Genomic DNA, 15,405 nt, shown 5'->3' on the forward strand with positions numbered 1-15,405 from the left:
CGTATACGATCAGTCGCCGAGCAGGCGGCCGTCCCGCGCGACCACGCGGCCACGCTTGACCACCAGCGATCGCGGCGGCACGGAAACCACGGCGGCAGCGGGTGTTTCGGCGTCCACCGCGAACAGGTCGGCGGTCGCGCCCTCGCGCAGCCCGTAGTCCTCGATCCCGAGCAGGGCCGCTCCCCCGTAGGTGCCCGCCGCCAGGGCCAGTTCGATGTCCGCGTCGAAGACCAGGCGATCCCGGAACGCCACCTGCATGACCCGGCGCAGCATGTCACCGTCGCCGTAGGGGGTCCACAGGTCCCGGATGCCGTCATTGCCGAGGGCCAGCCCTGCCCCGGCGGCGTGCATGACCCGGACCGGCACCACAGGTGCGCTGCCGACCGCGCAGGTCACCATCGAAACCCCGGCCTCGGCGAGGTTTTCCGCGATCCGGCGCTGTTCGCTCGGCTCCAGCTCGCCCATCGCGTAGGCGTGACTGATGGTGACCCGCCCCGCCAGACCGGTGGCCTTGGTGCGCGCCACGATCAGGTCGTACTGCCAGGCGCCGAGGGCGCCGCGGTCGTGCAGGTGGATGTCGATGCCCGCCCCGTACTTCTCGGCGAGGTCGAACAGCACATCCAGCTGCCCGACCGGATTCCCGTCGTACCCGGCGGGATCCAGCCCGCCGACCACCTCCACCCCGTCGGCCAGCGCGGCCTCGAGGAGTTCGGCGGTGCCCGGCCGGGTCAGCAAACCGCCCTGGGGGAAGGCCACGAGCTGGACGTCCACCCGATCCGCGTGCCGGGCCACGGCCGCCCGCACCGCGTCCACGCCGCCCAACCCGACTTCGGGATCGATGTCGATGTGACTGCGCACGTGGGTGGTCCCCGCGGACACCATGGCCCCCAGCAGGTTCGACGCGTAGTCGGCGCTCGGCAGCCCGAGTTCGTCGCGGCGGCCCTCGCCGTTGGCGATCCGCCCGGCGAGCGTGCCGCCACCGGTGTTCGGCACCCACGGCCCGCCGTACATGGTCTTGTCGAGGTGGCAGTGCGAGTCCACCAGTCCCGGGAGCACCAGCGCCCCCGCGAGATCCACGGACTCGACGCCGTCGGCGGTGAGCCCGGATCCGATCGCGGCGATCCGCCCGTCGCGAATCAGGATGTCGGCGACCGTGACCGGCGCACCGGGCGTCCAGGGCCGGCCGCCGCGGAGCAGGAGATCGTTCATGAGATGCACCACCTGTGTCGTAGGAGAGGGAGAACAGCGGAGTCAGGACGGAAACGCGGTCAGGACAGCAGCATGGCCGCGCCCGCCCCGACGCCGAACACGATGACCACCGCCCGGAAGGCGCCCGGCCGCAGCCGATCCGCCACCCGGGCGCCGAGGACGCCGCCGAGCAGGCAGGCCGGGGCGAGGACCGCGACCGCCCACCACTCGACGGGCCCGAACAGCGCGACCGCGATCACCGCGGTACTCGACACCGTGAGCGTGAGAAGACTTTTCAACCCGTTGAGCCGGGTGATCGAGGCGTCGATCCCCAGCGCCAGCGCGGTGAGCAGCACGATCCCCATGCCCCCATTGAAGTACGCGCCGTAGGCGGCGCCGAGGAACACGCCCGCGAACAGTCGCAGGCGGGAGTCGCCGCCGCGCTCGGACAGCTTGCGCGACACCAGCGGCTGTGCCGCGAACAGCGCGGTGGCGGCGAGAATCAGATAGGGCACCAGCGCCGCGAACACCTTGGGCGGCGCGGCCAGCAGCGCGATCACCCCGCCGGTGGCGCCCACCACGCCGGTCAGCACCAGCCCGGGGACCAGGGTGCGGTGTTCGTCGAGCCGCTTGCGCAGCGCGGCGGCCCCGCCGAGGTATCCGGGCCAGACCGACACCGAGTTGGTGACGGTCGCCGTGACCGGCGGCAGCCCCGTGGCCAGCAGCGCCGGGAACGACAGCAGACTGCCGCCCCCGGCGATGGCATTGCAGACGCCCGCCCCTAATCCGGCGGCGAACAGGAGCACGAGATGCGCGGGATCCATGAGTTCCTTCCGAACAGAATGGCCGCATCGTATACAAACCACCGCCGGACGGCGACCCGAAACCACTGTGGCGCAGTCGGACCCGTGAATACGACGGCCGTCCAGTGACTTTCGGGCCGATACAGTAGATTTGCCACATCCCGTCGGCCGAGGCCACGATGGATCGTATGCAACTCCCCGTTCCACCGAATCCCTGATGAGGCTGCCGTGACCAGCACCGCCGGGCGTATGACACCGCAACAGCTGTGTCGCGCCATCCGTGACGACATCATTCGCGGCGCTTACGCCCCCGGCCAGCGCCTCACCGAGGACGCGCTCGCGGAGAGCTACGGGGTGTCCCGGGTGCCGGTCCGGGAGGCGCTTCGCACCCTGGAAGCCGAGGGTTTCGCCTCGTCACGGCCCTACGCGGGCGTTTTCGTGGCGGCACTGACCGAGGACGAGGCCGCGGACCTCCTGGAGATCCGGGCCCGCCTGGAGCCGCTGTGCGCGTCCCGCGCCGCCGTCCGGCGCACCCCCGAACAGCTGGGCCGCCTGAAGGAGCTCACGACCCTCGGCCAGGACGCCGTGCGCGCGGGCCGCCTCGACGAGCTCGCTCGCCTCAACAGCCGTTTCCACGAGGTCCTCGCGGAGGCGTCGGGCAGTACCCTGCTCGCGCAGCTGATCATGCAGCTGAGCTGGAAGATCGCCTGGGTCTACTCGGTCGAACTCCCCCGCCGCGCCACCGACTCCTGGCACGAGCACGAACAGATCTGCGCCGCCCTGGAAGCCGGCGACCCCGACCGCGCCGCCGCCGTGGTCACCACCCACATCGCCCACGCCGCCACCGCCTACCGGTTCCGCCGGCGCACCGAAGACCCTGCGCCACAGCCCGGTTCGGCTCCGCGCGCTTCGTAACACCGGGGAAGCACATACGGCCCCCGAACGAAACACGGCTCTCGTATACAAACGGAGTCACTTTCGCTCCGGGAGGTAGCCATGACGGATTCGACTCCGCGCCAGGTGGATCTGTTGCTGCGGGCCGCCCGCATCGCCGACGACGCGGACCTGGTCGACATCGCGATCTCCGAGGGCGCCATCGTCGCGATCGGCCCTCGACTGCCGGAGCACGGCGCGGAGGAGATCGACTGCGCCGGACGCGTAGTCATCCCCGGCCTCGTCGAATCCCACGTCCACCTCGACAAGGCGCTCCTGGACGCCGAGAAGTCCAACCCCGACGGCACCCTGGCCGGAGCCATCAGTGTCACCGCCGAGCTCAAACGCGGTTTCACCGTGGCCGCCGTCCGCGACCGCGCCCGCCGCGTGCTCGACATGGCCATCGCCAACGGCACCACCGCCATTCGCGCCCACCCCGACGTCGACCCGATCGTCGGCCTCCGCGGCGTCACCGCACTGCTCGACCTGCGCGAGGAGTACCGGGATCGCCTGGACCTCCAGATCGTCGCCTTCCCGCAGGAGGGCATCCTCCAATCCCCCGGCACTCTCGACCTGCTGCGCGAAAGCCTGCACGCGGGCGCCGACGTCCTCGGCGGCTGCGCGTACAACGAGCGCACCGTGGCAGACTGCCGCCGCCACATCGACCTCATCTTCGACCTGGCCGCCGAATTCGATGTCCCCCTGGACATTCACGCCGACTTCGCCGACGACGCCACCGATCCGCGGTACGCCATGGCGGACTACATCGCCTCGGTCACCGAGCTCACCAGCCGGCACGGTCGAGTGACGCTGGGGCACATGACGTCCCTGGCCGGTCGGTCGCCATCGGATCGTGCGCGGACGCTCGAGCGTCTGGCATCGGCCGGGATCTCGGTGGTGCCGCTGCCCGCGACGGATATGCATCTGGGTGGGCGATCGGACGCCACCAATGTGCGTCGTGGGATCGCGCCGATTCGGGAGCTGTGGGAGGCCGGGGTGACCACCGCGTACTCGTCCAACAACATTCGGAACGCCTTCACTCCGTACGGGAATGCGGACATGCTCGATATCGGGCTGTTCCTGGCTCAGACCGGGCATCTCTCGGGGCCCGAGGACTTGAATCGGATTCTGGGGATGGCCACTACCGAGGCCGCGCGAACCATCGGGATCGCGGATCGGTATGGCGTGCGGGTGGGGGCTGCGGCCGATCTCGTTGTTCTGTCGACGTATCGCGTTGCGGATGCTCTGCTCGATCGGCCTGATCGGAACTATGTGTTCAAGGGTGGGCGGCTGACCGCCCGGACTACTCGGGTGCGGGAGCTCGTGGGGCCTGAGCCAAAACCCTGAAGACTCGAAGACGAAAACCGGGGAACACGATCATGCCGGGAACCCGAACTATCCCGCATCCCTTACCTTTTCACCCACTGTCGAAACCAAACTCGAATCCATCCCGGGCGCCCCAACCAAACACAGACTGCTCGGAATTCCTCGAATCCTCCCCGATGGAAAGCTGACCGCAGGCCCGCCGACGATCGACGCCAAACACGTCAAATGCAACGTCCGCGCCCGCCCCGACTCCAACGCCCCAGCGGATGCCAGCCGAAGCGGCGGAAGCGTAGCCACCGTCGGCAATACAAGAAACCGCCCACGCAAGGCGTCTCCGAGTACGCCCGCAGCGTCCCGAAGTACCGAGCGCGCGGTGAACGCCTCATCTGCGGTAACCATCGAAGCGATGCGAAACCGATGTGCCACTTCCGATTCCAATGAGCCAGGATGCGCCGAGATCCACGCGCCGTGGTTCCTCCAGGCTTCGAACGCCTGCACCGTCCGGAACGCCGTGAACCACGATTCGAGGTCGGCATTCAGGCGGTGGTCGACCGCGCCGAGCTGCCTGGCCGCCTTCATACAGGCTTCCGCGACCTCGTCATCGGCCACAGCGCACAGGTCGGGATCGACGATGAGCTCGTACGGTCCCGAATTCTGCTCGCGAAGTAGGCAGTCCGCGACCGATCGCAGCGTGTCCAAGTCCCGTGTCATCCAGCCGACGCTGTCGAAGGACTCCGCCAGCGGCAGCAGTCCCGCCGTGGAAATGCTCCCGCGAGAGGTCCGCATCCCCCACAGCCCCTGATACGCCGCGGGCACCCGAATCGATCCCGCCGTATCGGTCCCCAACCCGATGGTGACCTCCCCGCGCGCGACCGCCACCGCGGACCCACTCGACGATCCACCCGGAATCCGCTGCGGAGCAGCCGGATTGATCGGCATCCCGTACCGCCCATTGCCACCGGTGATGCTGTAGGCGAATTCATCGGTCTGCGCGATCCCGGTGATATCGGCACCCGCCGCGAGCAGAGCAGCCACGACCGCCGCATGGGTGTCCGAGGGCACTCCCAGGAACTCCGGAACCCCGCCACCGAGTGGATATCCGGCGACAGCGTAGAGATCCTTCACCGCCACGGTGTGTCCACTGAGCACCCCATCACCGGTGGCGGCCACCAGCGGCGCACCCCGCTCACGCCACACCCGCGGATCGAACTCGGCCGTCTCCTCGGGCAATTCGTGTGCCGTCGTCATCACATCCTCGCCAGTACGCGCTTGGCCAACTCGGTCGCGGCATGTCCGGTGAAGTCCGCGACCCGTACCTCACCGTGCACACCCCGGACCTGGTCCACGGCCTGTGAAATGTTGAAATCCGCTGCGGCACTGAGATACAGGTACGCCTGCTGGGGATCAGCCTCGAACAGCGACACCACCAGTTCGATGGCGTTCTGGACACACAGTTCGAGCGCCTCGTTCAGATCCGCACTCAACCCGGTCGGAATCAGCAGCCCATGCGAGGCGGCGAACGGTCCGATCCCCCGCCCCAAACCGGCCGTCACCTGCGCCGCCGGAATCACATCGACCGTCAAGGTAGCTCGCAGCGGCGCTTCCAACGCCGTCAGCGCCACTTCCCCGTTCCCTTGGGCGAAGTGCGGATCCCCGATATAGAACAGCGCTTCCGCGACCTGTACCGGCAGAAACAATGTCGCCCCCGCCGTCAGCCGCCGGATATCGATATTGCCGCCGTGCGCCCCCGGCGGCACCGAGGACACCCGCGTATCCGTATCGGTCGCGACACCGATGATGCCCAGGAACGGGTGCAGCGGAAAACCGGCCCGCCCCGGCCGATCCGGATGCAGCGGCATCGTCCCGTACCAGGCCCCGCCTCGTTCTTCGACCGCGCAGAACTGCCCGTAATCGCCGTCGAACCCGGGCTTGTTCGCGAGCACACCGCGTGCGTGCCGAGTGGATACGACGCCATAGGGCGCGCGCATGGCCAGCGCGTCGATCCGGATGGCAAGCAGGTCCCCCGGTTTCGCGCCCGCGACGGCGATCGGCCCGGTGACGATGTGCGGCCCCGCCAACGAGTCCCGCCGCCGGGTTCCGGCCACCTCGACCGCATCGGCGAGCACTTGATCCCGTTCGACCCCGTGCCGCCCGAAGTAGGCCAGCGGGTCGGACCCCTGATCCTCCAGAATCCCTTCGTGACTCACGGTGTCGACCACGATGGTCCCGCCCGCCTCCACGGTCGCGACAGGTGTGTCACCGACTCGCGGCAGCCGCCCCCACAGCACCGCGGACGGGTCGACCGGCAGATACCCGGCGCCCTCGATCCCCTCCCCCGGTTGCAGTACCGGAAACGCCGGGACGAACCCCCGCACAATCGACGTCACGCGCCCTACCTTCCCTACCCGGCCAGAATTGGTCGGACCATCCGATCTGCCGACCATAAGTCGGCCCGACCGGCGATGCGGGGCCACGAAACCTAACGTAACTGCCGTTTTACCTACCCGAAATGGTCTGCCTGGGAAGGGATTTAGACTCGGGGCGTGACGGCATCGATTCCGCCGCTCCGCCGGCGCGCACGCAGCGTCAGCGCGGAGGTCGCGGCGCACCTGGAGGGTTTGATCACCAGCGGGGAACTGCGGGCCGGGGATCGGCTGCCGCCGGAACGGGAGCTGGCGGCCGGGTTGAGCGTGTCGCGATCCTCGTTGCGGCAGGCCATGTTCGAGCTGGAATCCAAGCAGCTCATCGAACGCCGTCAGGGCCGGGGCAGCACCGTCACCGAGAACCCGCGCCGGGCAGGTGATCTCGCGGGCGGGCTCGCGGACCTCGATATCGAGCTCGGCCACGCCACCGAACTCCGCGACCTGGTGGAACCGCGGATCGCCGAGCTGGCCGCCCTGCGCGCCGTCGAATCCAACCTGCTGTCCCTCGACGACGTCCTGGCCCGCTCCAGCGACTCACTCTCCCCTGCCGAATCCCTGCGCCTCGACATCGAATTCCACACCCTCCTCGCCCGCGCCGCGCAGAACCCCCTGCTGGTGACCCTGTGCACCATGACCACCGACTGGACCCGCCGCACCCGCGCCCTCTCCCACCGCACCCGCCACGCCCGCGCCCTGTCCATAGACGGCCATCACCGCATCTACGCCGCGGTCGCGGCCCACGACGGACCGGGCGCGGCGGCGGCGATGGAACAGCACCTGCGCGAGGTTCGCGAGGTCAGCCGCCCACGCCGGTGAGCACCGCCTCGCTCCGGAAGGTGCGGCGATAGGCCAGCGGTGCGACGCCGATCGCCTCGTGCAGGTGCTGCCGCAGCGAGGCGCCGGTCGCGAACCCGACCTCACCGGCGATGCGGTCCACGGAAAGCTCGGTGGATTCGAGTAGTTCGCGCGCCCGGAACACGCGCTGCTGGATCAGCCACCGGCCGGGACTCATCCCGACCTCGTCGCGGAAACGGCGCGCGAACGTGCGGCCGCTCATGCGTGCGCGATCGGCCAGGTCGGCCATGGTCAGTGGTCGGTGCAGGTTCTCCAGTGCCCATTGCCTGGCCTCGGCGGTGCCCGCGGCCGTCGGCGGCGGGACCGGCTGTTCGATGAACTGCGCCTGGCCGCCCTCGCGCCACGGCGGGACGACGCAGCGCCGCGCGACGGCGTTCGCGACCTCGCTGCCGTGGTCGCCGCGAATCAGGTGCAGGCACAGGTCGACTCCGGCGGACGCGCCGGCCGAGGTCAGGAGGTCGCCGTCATCGACGTAGAGCACATTGGGGTCGACGCGGATGCTGGGGAAGGCGCGCTGGAAGCGGTCGGCGAGGTTCCAGTGGGTGGTGGCAGGCCGGTCGTCGAGCAGTCCGGCCGCGGCGAGCACGACGGCGCCGGTGCAGATGGACACGATTCGCGCACCAGGACGGATCGAGGCCAATGCCGCCGAAACAGCCTGCGGCAGGCCCTGTTCCAGGATCGGAGTCACGTCGCACGGCGGAATCACCACGGTGTCCGCGGTTTCCAGCACGCGCGCGTCGTGCGCGACCGCGATATCGAAGTCCGAGCTGCTGCGCACCGGTCGCCCGTCGAGCGAGCAGGTGATCACCCGGTACCGCCCGTCCGCGGTCCCGAACACCCGGTTCGGAATGCCGAGCTCGAACGGATACACCCCGTCGAGCGCCAGCACCACCACGGTATGCGGCCGATCAACCTCCGACTCCATGGCACGATCCTATCGAATAATGGCGATCATGCCATTTCCTGGATCGGCTCCTTTCGGCATGCTGAGGGCATGAGCGACAAGCGCTACACCCTCCCCACCACCATGACGGCCATCGGACAGGACGTGCTCGGCGGTCCCGAGGTCCTGCACGAGGTGAAAGTGCCGGTGCCGCAGCCCGGTCCGAGCGAGCTGCTGGTCCGGGTTCGCGCCACCGCGTTGAACCCGACCGACTGGGCGCACCGCGCCCGCGCGGGCCTGTTCCTGCCCGCACCCCCGTACGTGCTGGGCTGGGACGTCTCGGGCGAGGTCGTCGCCACCGGCGTCGGCGTCACCCTGTTCGAGCCCGGTGACGAAGTGTTCGGCATGCTGCCGTACCCGCACGGGCACGGCGCCGCGGCCGAATTCGTCACCGCACCGGCCCGCGCCTTCGCCCGCAAGCCCGCCAATCTGGGGCACCCGGAGGCCGCCGCGATCCCGCTGGCCGCCCTGACCGCCTACCAAGCCCTGATCGACACCGCGAACGTCGTGGCCGGGCAGCGGGTCCTGATCCACGCCGCCGCCGGGGGCGTGGGCCACTTCGCCGTACAGATCGCCAAGGCCCGCGGCGCGTACGTGATCGGCACTGCCAGTGCCGCCAACCACGATTTCCTGCGGAGCATCGGCGCGGACGAGGTACTCGACTACCGCACCACCGATTTCGCCGAGACGCTGCGCGGTATCGATATGGTTCTCGACCCCATCGACGCCGACCACGCGCTGCGCTCACTGCGGACGCTGCGCCCCGGCGGCCTCCTGGTCACGCTGCGCGCCTTGGGCGCCGACCACGTGAAGGCCGCGGCCGAGGAGCTCGGCGTCCGTGCCGCGGTCATGCTCGTCGAGGCCGATCACACGGGCATGGACGCGCTGCGCGAGCTCGCCGAGACCGGTGCGTTGCGGCCCACCCTCGCGGGAGTGTTCCCCCTCGCCGAGGCCGCCGCGGCGCACGCCCTGGGCGAAACCGGCCACACCGTCGGCAAATTGGTCCTCACCGTGGACTGACGGCTCGCGACGCGCACCGGCCGTCCCCGAGACGGCCGGTGCCGCACCACCCTACGGTTCGAACAGGTCCATCTGCGGTTCGTGCCGACGCACCTCGATGGAACCGAAGACCAGGTCCGGAGGCGGGACCAAGCCCAGGTGTTCCCAGGCCGCGGCGGTGGCGATGCGACCGCGGGGTGTGCGGGCCACCAAACCCGCTCGCACCAGGAAGGGTTCGCAGACTTCCTCGACCGTCGTCGCTTCCTCGCCGACCGCGACGGCCAGGGTCGATACGCCCACCGGGCCGCCGTTGAAGCTGCGGATGAGGGCGCTCAGGACGGCGCGGTCGAGGCGGTCGAGGCCGAGGGAGTCGACGTCGTACACCGCCAGTGCGGCATGGGCGATTTCGGGAGTGACCAGGCCGTCGGCCTTGACTTCCGCGTAGTCGCGGACGCGGCGCAGCAGGCGGTTGGCGATACGCGGCGTCCCGCGGGAACGTCCGGCGATCTCGGCGGCCGCGTCGGATTCCAGGCGCACGCCCAGGATTCGAGCCGAGCGCTCGAGGATCTGCTGCAGTTCGAGCGGCTCGTAGAAGTCCATGTGGCCGGTGAAGCCGAACCGGTCGCGCAGCGGGCCGGTCAGCGCGCCCGAGCGGGTGGTCGCGCCGACCAGGGTGAACGGGGCGATGTCGAGGGGAATCGAGGTGGCGCCGGGGCCTTTGCCGACCACCACGTCGACGCGGAAGTCCTCCATCGCGAGGTACAGCATTTCCTCGGCGGGGCGGGCCATGCGGTGGATCTCGTCGATGAACAGGACGTCGCCCTCGACCAGGTTGCTGAGCATGGCCGCCAGGTCGCCGGCGCGTTCCAGGGCGGGACCGGAGGTGAGGCGCAGGGCGGTGCCGAGTTCACCGGCGATGATCATGGCCATACTCGTCTTGCCCAGACCCGGTGGGCCCGACAGCAATACGTGGTCGGGGGTGCCGCCGCGCAGTTTCGCGCCGCGCAGCACCAGGGCCAGCTGTTCGCGCACCCGCGGCTGGCCGATGAAGTCGTCGAGCGACTTCGGGCGCAGGCTGGCCTCGATCTCACCGTCGGACTGCAGATAGCTCGCGGTGACGCTGGATTCGTCCGCGTCGAAGTCCGCGTCGTCGAAGTCGTCGAAATCCTCTGCCATGACCGGTTATCGATTCTTGCCGAGCAGGCCCAGCGCCGTGCGCAGCGCCTGGGAGGTGCCGATGCCGGGCTCGTCGGCGAGCACCGCGTCGACCGCGCCCTCGGCCTGCCGGGCCGGGAAGCCGAGCCCGATGAGCGCGTCCACCACCTGCTCGCGCACCGGCGTGACCATGGGCGCGGGACCCGATCCGGGCGGACCGGACTGCACGGGAACCAGATTCACCTTGTCGCGCAGCTCCACCACCATGCGCTCGGCGCCCCGCTTGCCGACCCCGGGCACCCGGGTCAGCGCGGTCACGTTCGATTCCGCGAGCGCCTTGCGCAGCGCCTCGGGCTCCAGCACCGCGAGCACCGCCATGGCCAGCTTCGGGCCGACGCCGGACACGGTCTGCAACAGCCCGAACAACTCTCGCGCCTCGGTGTCGGCGAAGCCGAACAGGGTCATGGAGTCCTCGCGCACGATCATGGTCGTGTAGAGGCGGGAATCCTCGCCGCGGGTCAATCCGGCCAGCGTCGCCGGGGTGGCGTTGAGCCGGTAGCCGACCCCCGCCGCCTCGATCACCACATGGTCGAGCCCGATCTCGAGCACCTCGCCGCGTACCGACGCGATCACCGCGTTACCGCCTTCCGATTCGGAGATTCACCACGCTGGGAACCAGCACCACGGCCGTTACCGCGTTGCTGGGCAAGCCTTTCCTCGTACAGCCGCCGCTGCTTCTCGGCCATCGCCTCCGCCTTGGCCATGCGGTCCAGCATGGGCGCACGCCAGCAATGACAGATGGCCAGGGCGAGCGCGTCGGCGGCGTCGGCGGGTTTCGGCGCGACGGACAGCCCGAGGATACGGGTCACCATCGCGGTCACTTGCGCCTTGTCCGCCGAACCGTTGCCGGTGACCGCCGCCTTCACCTGCGACGGGGTGTGGAAGTGCACCGGGATGCCGCGGCGCGCGGCCGCGAGGGCGATCACGCCGCCCGCCTGCGCGGTGGCCATGGCGGTGCGGACATTGTTCTGGGAGAAGACCCGTTCGATGGCGACGACTTCGGGCCGGTGATTGTCCATCCAGGCCTCGGCGGCGTCGGAGACCTGCAGAAGCCGTTGCGCCAGATCCATTTCCGGCGGGGTGCGCACCACGCCGACCTCGAGCATGGACACCTGCCGGCCGAGAGTGCCGACCACCATGGACAGACCGCACCGGGTGAGCCCGGGGTCGACGCCCATCACCCGCACCGAAACCCCTCTCACCGTGAACGAACAACTGTTCGAGAGTCTAACGGACCCCCGCCGCGACATTGTCCATCGACACGGCCGGTCGGGGGCCGGATCCAGCACTCGCACCCCGGAAACGCGACGCGGGCCGCCTCCCGGGAAGGGAAGCGGCCCGCGTCGTGAAAGCTGACGTCAGGCGTCGAGCTCGGCCAGCACCTCGTCGCTGATGTCGACATTGGTGTAGACGTTCTGGACATCGTCGCTGTCCTCGAGCGCGTCGACCAGCTTGAACACCTTGCGGGCCAGGTCCACGTCCGCCGGGACGGTGACCGACGGCTGGAAGCCGGACTCGGCGGAGGTGTAGTCGATGCCGGCCTTCTGCAGCGCGCTGCGCACCGCGATCATGTCGCTCGGCTCGGAGATCACCTCGAACTCGTCGCCCAGGTCGTTGATCTCCTCGGCGCCCGCGTCGAGCACCACATCGAGGATGTCGTCCTCGGACTGCCCGGCCTTGTCCAGCACCACGACGCCCTTGCGGGAGAACAGGTACGACACCGAACCGACGTCGGCCATATTGCCGCCGTTGCGGGTGACGGCCAGACGCACCTCGCCGGCCGCGCGGTTGCGGTTGTCGGTGAGGCATTCGATCAGCAGAGCGACACCACTGGGGCCGTAGCCCTCGTACATGATGGTCTGCCAGTCCGCGCCGCCCGCCTCTTCACCGCCGCCGCGCTTGCGCGCGCGCTCGATGTTGTCGTTGGGCACCGACGACTTCTTCGCCTTCTGGATGGCGTCGTACAGCGTCGGGTTGCCGTCCGGGTCACTACCACCGGTGCGGGCCGCCACCTCGATGTTCTTGATCAACTTGGCGAAGAGCTTGCCGCGCTTCGCGTCGATCCCGGCCTTCTTGTGCTTGGTGGTGGCCCATTTGGAGTGGCCGCTCATTCCCTACTTCCTCGTTTCAGGGTGCTGAATGGTTTCCGACATTCGAGCGTACGTCAGACCCCGGCGCGCGGACGCACCGCGGTGTCGACGAACAGCTTGTGGACCCGCAGATCGCCGGTTACCTCCGGATGGAAGGACGTGGCGATGACATTGCCCTGCCGCACCGCCACGATCCGGCCCGCGGCCGGACCCGACGGCACCCGCGCCAGCACCTCGACGCCGTCACCGGCCCGCTCCACCCACGGCGCGCGGATGAACACCGCCCGCACCGGGCCGTCGGTGAGGCCCGCGAAGTCCAGATCGGTCTCGAACGAGTCGACCTGACGGCCGAAGGCATTGCGGCGCACCGTCATATCGATGCCGTGCAGGGCCTGCATGTCCGGACGGGTGTCGAGCACCTCCGAGGCCAGCAGGATCATGCCCGCGCAGGACCCGTAGGCGGGCAGGCCGTCGCGCAGCCGCTGCCGCAGCGGTTCCAGCAGCTCGAAGACTTCCAGCAGTTTGCTGATGGTGGTGGATTCGCCACCGGGGATGACCAGTCCGTCGACGGCGGCGAGCTCGGATTCCCGGCGCACCGGGACCGCCCGCGCATCACAGGCCTCGAGAGCGTGCAGGTGTTCGCGCACATCGCCCTGCAGGGCCAGCACACCAATCGTCGGTTTCACGCCGTCGAGCATACGTTTGCCGGGGCGTGTGGCCCTGCTCACCCAGGGCGTCAGGGTTCCGTTAGGACGAGTGTCCGCTGGGGCTTTCGGGTGAACACTCCCGGATGTGACTGATGTGCTTCCGCAAACCTCGCCCGGACCGCGCGGCGGAGTCGACGCTCCGCCGCCGCGTTCCGGGCGCACCCGGCACGGACTGACCGTCGCCACCGGACTTGCCGGGCTGTCGCTCGACGCCATGGCCTCGGTCGCCTACGGACCCGAGGCGATCGTGCTGGTGCTGGCCGCGGCGGGCGCGGCCGGACTCGGCTTCACGCTGCCGGTGACGCTGGCCATCGTGGTGCTGCTGGCCGTACTGATCGCGTCCTACCGGCAGGTCATCGCGGCCTTCCCGAACGGCGGCGGCGCGTACGCGGTGGCCAAGGCGCGGCTCGGGCGGCGGACCAGTCTGGTGGCCGCGGCGTCACTGATCGTGGACTACGTCCTCAATGTCGCGGTCTCCATCGCCGCGGGCGTGGCGGCGCTGACCTCCGCGTTCCCACAGCTGTTCCCCTACACGGTGTGGATCTGCCTGGCCGTGCTGGCCGCCATCACCGTGCTCAATCTGTACGGCATCCGCGAGAGCGCCCGCGCGTTCATGGCCCCGACCGTCGTGTTCGTGCTGGGCATCTTCACCGTCATCGTCGCCGGGCTGCTGCGGTCGGAACCGGCGACCGTGACCACCGGGGCGGCCGTCGCCGAGAACGCGCGCACCATCGGAATCCTATTGCTGCTCAAGGCCTTCTCCAGCGGGTGCGCGGCGCTGACCGGTGTCGAGGCGATCGCCAACGCGGTGCCCAGCTTCGCGGAGCCGAAGGTCAAGCGGGCGCAGCGGGCCGAGGTCGCGCTGGGCGTGCTGCTCGGCATCATGCTTATCGGCCTGGCCACGCTGATCGGGAAGTTCGCCATTCACCCGGTCGAGGGCGAAACGGTGCTGTCGCAGCTGACCGAGGCCGCGCTCGGCCACGGCGTCGCCTACTACATCGTCCAGTTCGCGACCGTCGTCCTGCTGGCCCTCGCGGCCAATACCTCCTACGGCGGCCTGCCCACGCTGACCAAGATCCTGGCCGACGACAACTGCCTGCCGCACCGGTTCGCGGTGCGTTCGCAGCGGCAGGTGTACCGCTTCGGCGTCCTGGCGCTGGGCGTCTCGTCGGCGGTGCTGCTGACCGCGTCCGGCGGCGATATGAACGCCCTGGTGCCGCTGTTCGCGATCGGCGTGTTCGTGGGCTTCACCATCGCCCAGGTCGGCATGGTCCGGCACTGGCTGGGCGGGCGCACCGCGGGCTGGCGGTGGCGGGCGGCGCTCAACGGGTTCGGCGCGATCCTCACCTTCGTGGCGCTGATCGTCACCACCGCAATGAAATTCACCGAGGGCGCGTGGCTGATCGTGGTGGTGCTGCCGCTGCTGGTGGTCGCCATGGAACGGATTCGCACCATCTACACCCGCATCGACGGCTGCCGGGGCGCGGGCTGCGTGCCCGCCGAGCCGAAGGCCACCGAGACCGCGATCGTGGTGCCGGTGTCGGAGGTGTCGGAGCTCAGCCGTGAGGCGCTCTCGGCGGCGATGTCGCTGGGCCGGGACGTGACCGCGGTGCACGTGTGCCTGCCGGGCGAGAACATCACCGTCTTCACCAAGGAATGGGAGTCCTGGCATCCGGACGTGCGCCTGGTGCTGCTCGAGGACGGTGACTCGACCGTCGGCGGCCCGGTGGCGCGCTATGTCGCCGACCATTTCACCGGACGCCGCAAGGTGGTGGTGATCGCGGAGGTCGAGCCGCCCGCCGGGTGGAATCACGTGCTGCCCAGCCATCGCAGCGACGAACTGGAACGGGAGCTGCGCACGATGACCGACACCGTGGTGTGTCACCTGCGGGTGCAGACCGCCTGACCCCGAAACAGCGAGCG

Annotated in this window: 15 protein-coding genes; 5 read left to right on the forward strand and 10 right to left on the reverse strand. The window is 69.6% G+C overall.

What is annotated here, in order from left to right:
* Positions 1-9: 9 nt before the first annotated feature.
* Together ACWEOI_RS18310 and ACWEOI_RS18315 are read right to left on the reverse strand one after the other, a co-directional pair.
* Positions 10-1,209: an amidohydrolase gene (locus ACWEOI_RS18310; RefSeq protein ID WP_452360335.1), complete on the reverse strand. Its 1,200-nt coding sequence runs from the start codon at positions 1,207-1,209 to the stop codon at positions 10-12.
* 59 nt (positions 1,210-1,268) lie between these two features.
* Complete coding sequence (locus ACWEOI_RS18315; RefSeq protein ID WP_452360336.1) at positions 1,269-2,012, reverse strand: sulfite exporter TauE/SafE family protein; 744 nt, start codon at positions 2,010-2,012, stop codon at positions 1,269-1,271.
* A 207-nt stretch (positions 2,013-2,219) separates the two neighbouring features.
* Between ACWEOI_RS18315 and ACWEOI_RS18320 the strand changes: the two genes are divergently transcribed.
* Together ACWEOI_RS18320 and ACWEOI_RS18325 are read left to right on the forward strand one after the other, a co-directional pair.
* Entirely contained in the window at positions 2,220-2,906 is a 687-nt protein-coding gene (locus ACWEOI_RS18320; protein ID WP_452360337.1) for a GntR family transcriptional regulator, read from the forward strand.
* A gap of 81 nt (positions 2,907-2,987) precedes the next feature.
* Complete coding sequence (locus tag ACWEOI_RS18325) at positions 2,988-4,271, forward strand: amidohydrolase family protein (RefSeq protein ID WP_452360338.1); 1,284 nt, start codon at positions 2,988-2,990, stop codon at positions 4,269-4,271.
* Between the two features lie 48 nt (positions 4,272-4,319).
* Here the strand turns inward: ACWEOI_RS18325 and ACWEOI_RS18330 are convergent, their stop codons facing one another.
* Together ACWEOI_RS18330 and ACWEOI_RS18335 are read right to left on the reverse strand one after the other, a co-directional pair.
* The gene (locus ACWEOI_RS18330; RefSeq protein ID WP_452360339.1) at positions 4,320-5,498 is read right to left on the reverse strand and encodes an amidase family protein; all 1,179 of its coding nucleotides are present in this window, start codon (positions 5,496-5,498) and stop codon (positions 4,320-4,322) included.
* Positions 5,498-6,637 (reverse strand): acetamidase/formamidase family protein, encoded by a 1,140-nt coding sequence (locus ACWEOI_RS18335; RefSeq protein ID WP_452360340.1) that lies wholly within the window; start codon positions 6,635-6,637, stop codon positions 5,498-5,500. The genes ACWEOI_RS18330 and ACWEOI_RS18335 overlap by 1 nt, the downstream gene beginning before the upstream one ends.
* Positions 6,638-6,793: 156 nt before the next feature.
* Here ACWEOI_RS18335 and ACWEOI_RS18340 point away from each other — a divergent pair, with 156 nt between their 5' ends.
* A complete protein-coding gene (locus ACWEOI_RS18340) occupies positions 6,794-7,489 on the forward strand; it encodes an FCD domain-containing protein (RefSeq protein ID WP_433672684.1) in 696 nt (231 codons plus the stop codon).
* On the opposite strand, the gene ACWEOI_RS18345 is transcribed toward ACWEOI_RS18340, so the two are convergent.
* Complete coding sequence (locus tag ACWEOI_RS18345) at positions 7,470-8,453, reverse strand: GlxA family transcriptional regulator (RefSeq protein WP_452360341.1); 984 nt, start codon at positions 8,451-8,453, stop codon at positions 7,470-7,472. The two genes, ACWEOI_RS18340 and ACWEOI_RS18345, sit on opposite strands and share 20 nt — an antisense overlap.
* Positions 8,454-8,522: 69 nt before the next feature.
* Here ACWEOI_RS18345 and ACWEOI_RS18350 point away from each other — a divergent pair, with 69 nt between their 5' ends.
* The gene (locus ACWEOI_RS18350) at positions 8,523-9,491 is read left to right on the forward strand and encodes an NADP-dependent oxidoreductase (RefSeq protein ID WP_452360342.1); all 969 of its coding nucleotides are present in this window, start codon (positions 8,523-8,525) and stop codon (positions 9,489-9,491) included.
* Positions 9,492-9,542: 51 nt separating this feature from the next.
* Here the strand turns inward: ACWEOI_RS18350 and ruvB are convergent, their stop codons facing one another.
* From ruvB to pdxT, 5 genes are all read right to left on the reverse strand, one after another.
* Positions 9,543-10,646, reverse strand: a complete 1,104-nt coding sequence (gene ruvB / locus ACWEOI_RS18355) for a Holliday junction branch migration DNA helicase RuvB (protein ID WP_452360343.1) — start codon at positions 10,644-10,646, stop codon at positions 9,543-9,545.
* A 6-nt stretch (positions 10,647-10,652) separates the two neighbouring features.
* Complete coding sequence (gene ruvA / locus ACWEOI_RS18360; protein WP_357083645.1) at positions 10,653-11,258, reverse strand: Holliday junction branch migration protein RuvA; 606 nt, start codon at positions 11,256-11,258, stop codon at positions 10,653-10,655.
* The gene (ruvC, locus tag ACWEOI_RS18365; protein ID WP_452360344.1) at positions 11,255-11,872 is read right to left on the reverse strand and encodes a crossover junction endodeoxyribonuclease RuvC; all 618 of its coding nucleotides are present in this window, start codon (positions 11,870-11,872) and stop codon (positions 11,255-11,257) included. Before ruvC ends, ruvA begins: the two co-directional genes overlap by 4 nt.
* 171 nt (positions 11,873-12,043) lie before the next feature.
* A complete protein-coding gene (locus ACWEOI_RS18370; protein WP_357083651.1) occupies positions 12,044-12,796 on the reverse strand; it encodes a YebC/PmpR family DNA-binding transcriptional regulator in 753 nt (250 codons plus the stop codon).
* A 53-nt stretch (positions 12,797-12,849) separates the two neighbouring features.
* The gene (gene pdxT / locus ACWEOI_RS18375) at positions 12,850-13,473 is read right to left on the reverse strand and encodes a pyridoxal 5'-phosphate synthase glutaminase subunit PdxT (protein WP_357084054.1); all 624 of its coding nucleotides are present in this window, start codon (positions 13,471-13,473) and stop codon (positions 12,850-12,852) included.
* A 223-nt stretch (positions 13,474-13,696) separates the two neighbouring features.
* Here pdxT and ACWEOI_RS18380 point away from each other — a divergent pair, with 223 nt between their 5' ends.
* The gene (locus tag ACWEOI_RS18380) at positions 13,697-15,388 is read left to right on the forward strand and encodes an amino acid permease (RefSeq protein ID WP_433673326.1); all 1,692 of its coding nucleotides are present in this window, start codon (positions 13,697-13,699) and stop codon (positions 15,386-15,388) included.
* Positions 15,389-15,405 lie beyond the last annotated feature (17 nt).

Source organism: Nocardia sp. NPDC004340, assembly GCF_053602575.1.

Coding starts and splice junctions, on each gene's coding strand:
- ACWEOI_RS18310 (WP_452360335.1), bottom strand. CDS start 1,209: ATGAACGATCTCCTGCTCCGCGGCGGCCGGCCCTGGACGCCCGGTGCG.
- ACWEOI_RS18330 (WP_452360339.1), bottom strand. CDS start 5,498: ATGACGACGGCACACGAATTGCCCGAGGAGACGGCCGAGTTCGATCCG.
- ACWEOI_RS18370 (WP_357083651.1), bottom strand. CDS start 12,796: ATGAGCGGCCACTCCAAATGGGCCACCACCAAGCACAAGAAGGCCGGG.
- ACWEOI_RS18380 (WP_433673326.1), top strand. CDS start 13,697: ATGGCCTCGGTCGCCTACGGACCCGAGGCGATCGTGCTGGTGCTGGCC.
- ACWEOI_RS18315 (WP_452360336.1), bottom strand. CDS start 2,012: ATGGATCCCGCGCATCTCGTGCTCCTGTTCGCCGCCGGATTAGGGGCG.
- ACWEOI_RS18325 (WP_452360338.1), top strand. CDS start 2,988: ATGACGGATTCGACTCCGCGCCAGGTGGATCTGTTGCTGCGGGCCGCC.
- ACWEOI_RS18345 (WP_452360341.1), bottom strand. CDS start 8,453: ATGGAGTCGGAGGTTGATCGGCCGCATACCGTGGTGGTGCTGGCGCTC.
- ACWEOI_RS18350 (WP_452360342.1), top strand. CDS start 8,523: ATGAGCGACAAGCGCTACACCCTCCCCACCACCATGACGGCCATCGGA.
- ruvB (WP_452360343.1), bottom strand. CDS start 10,646: ATGGCAGAGGATTTCGACGACTTCGACGACGCGGACTTCGACGCGGAC.
- pdxT (WP_357084054.1), bottom strand. CDS start 13,473: ATGCTCGACGGCGTGAAACCGACGATTGGTGTGCTGGCCCTGCAGGGC.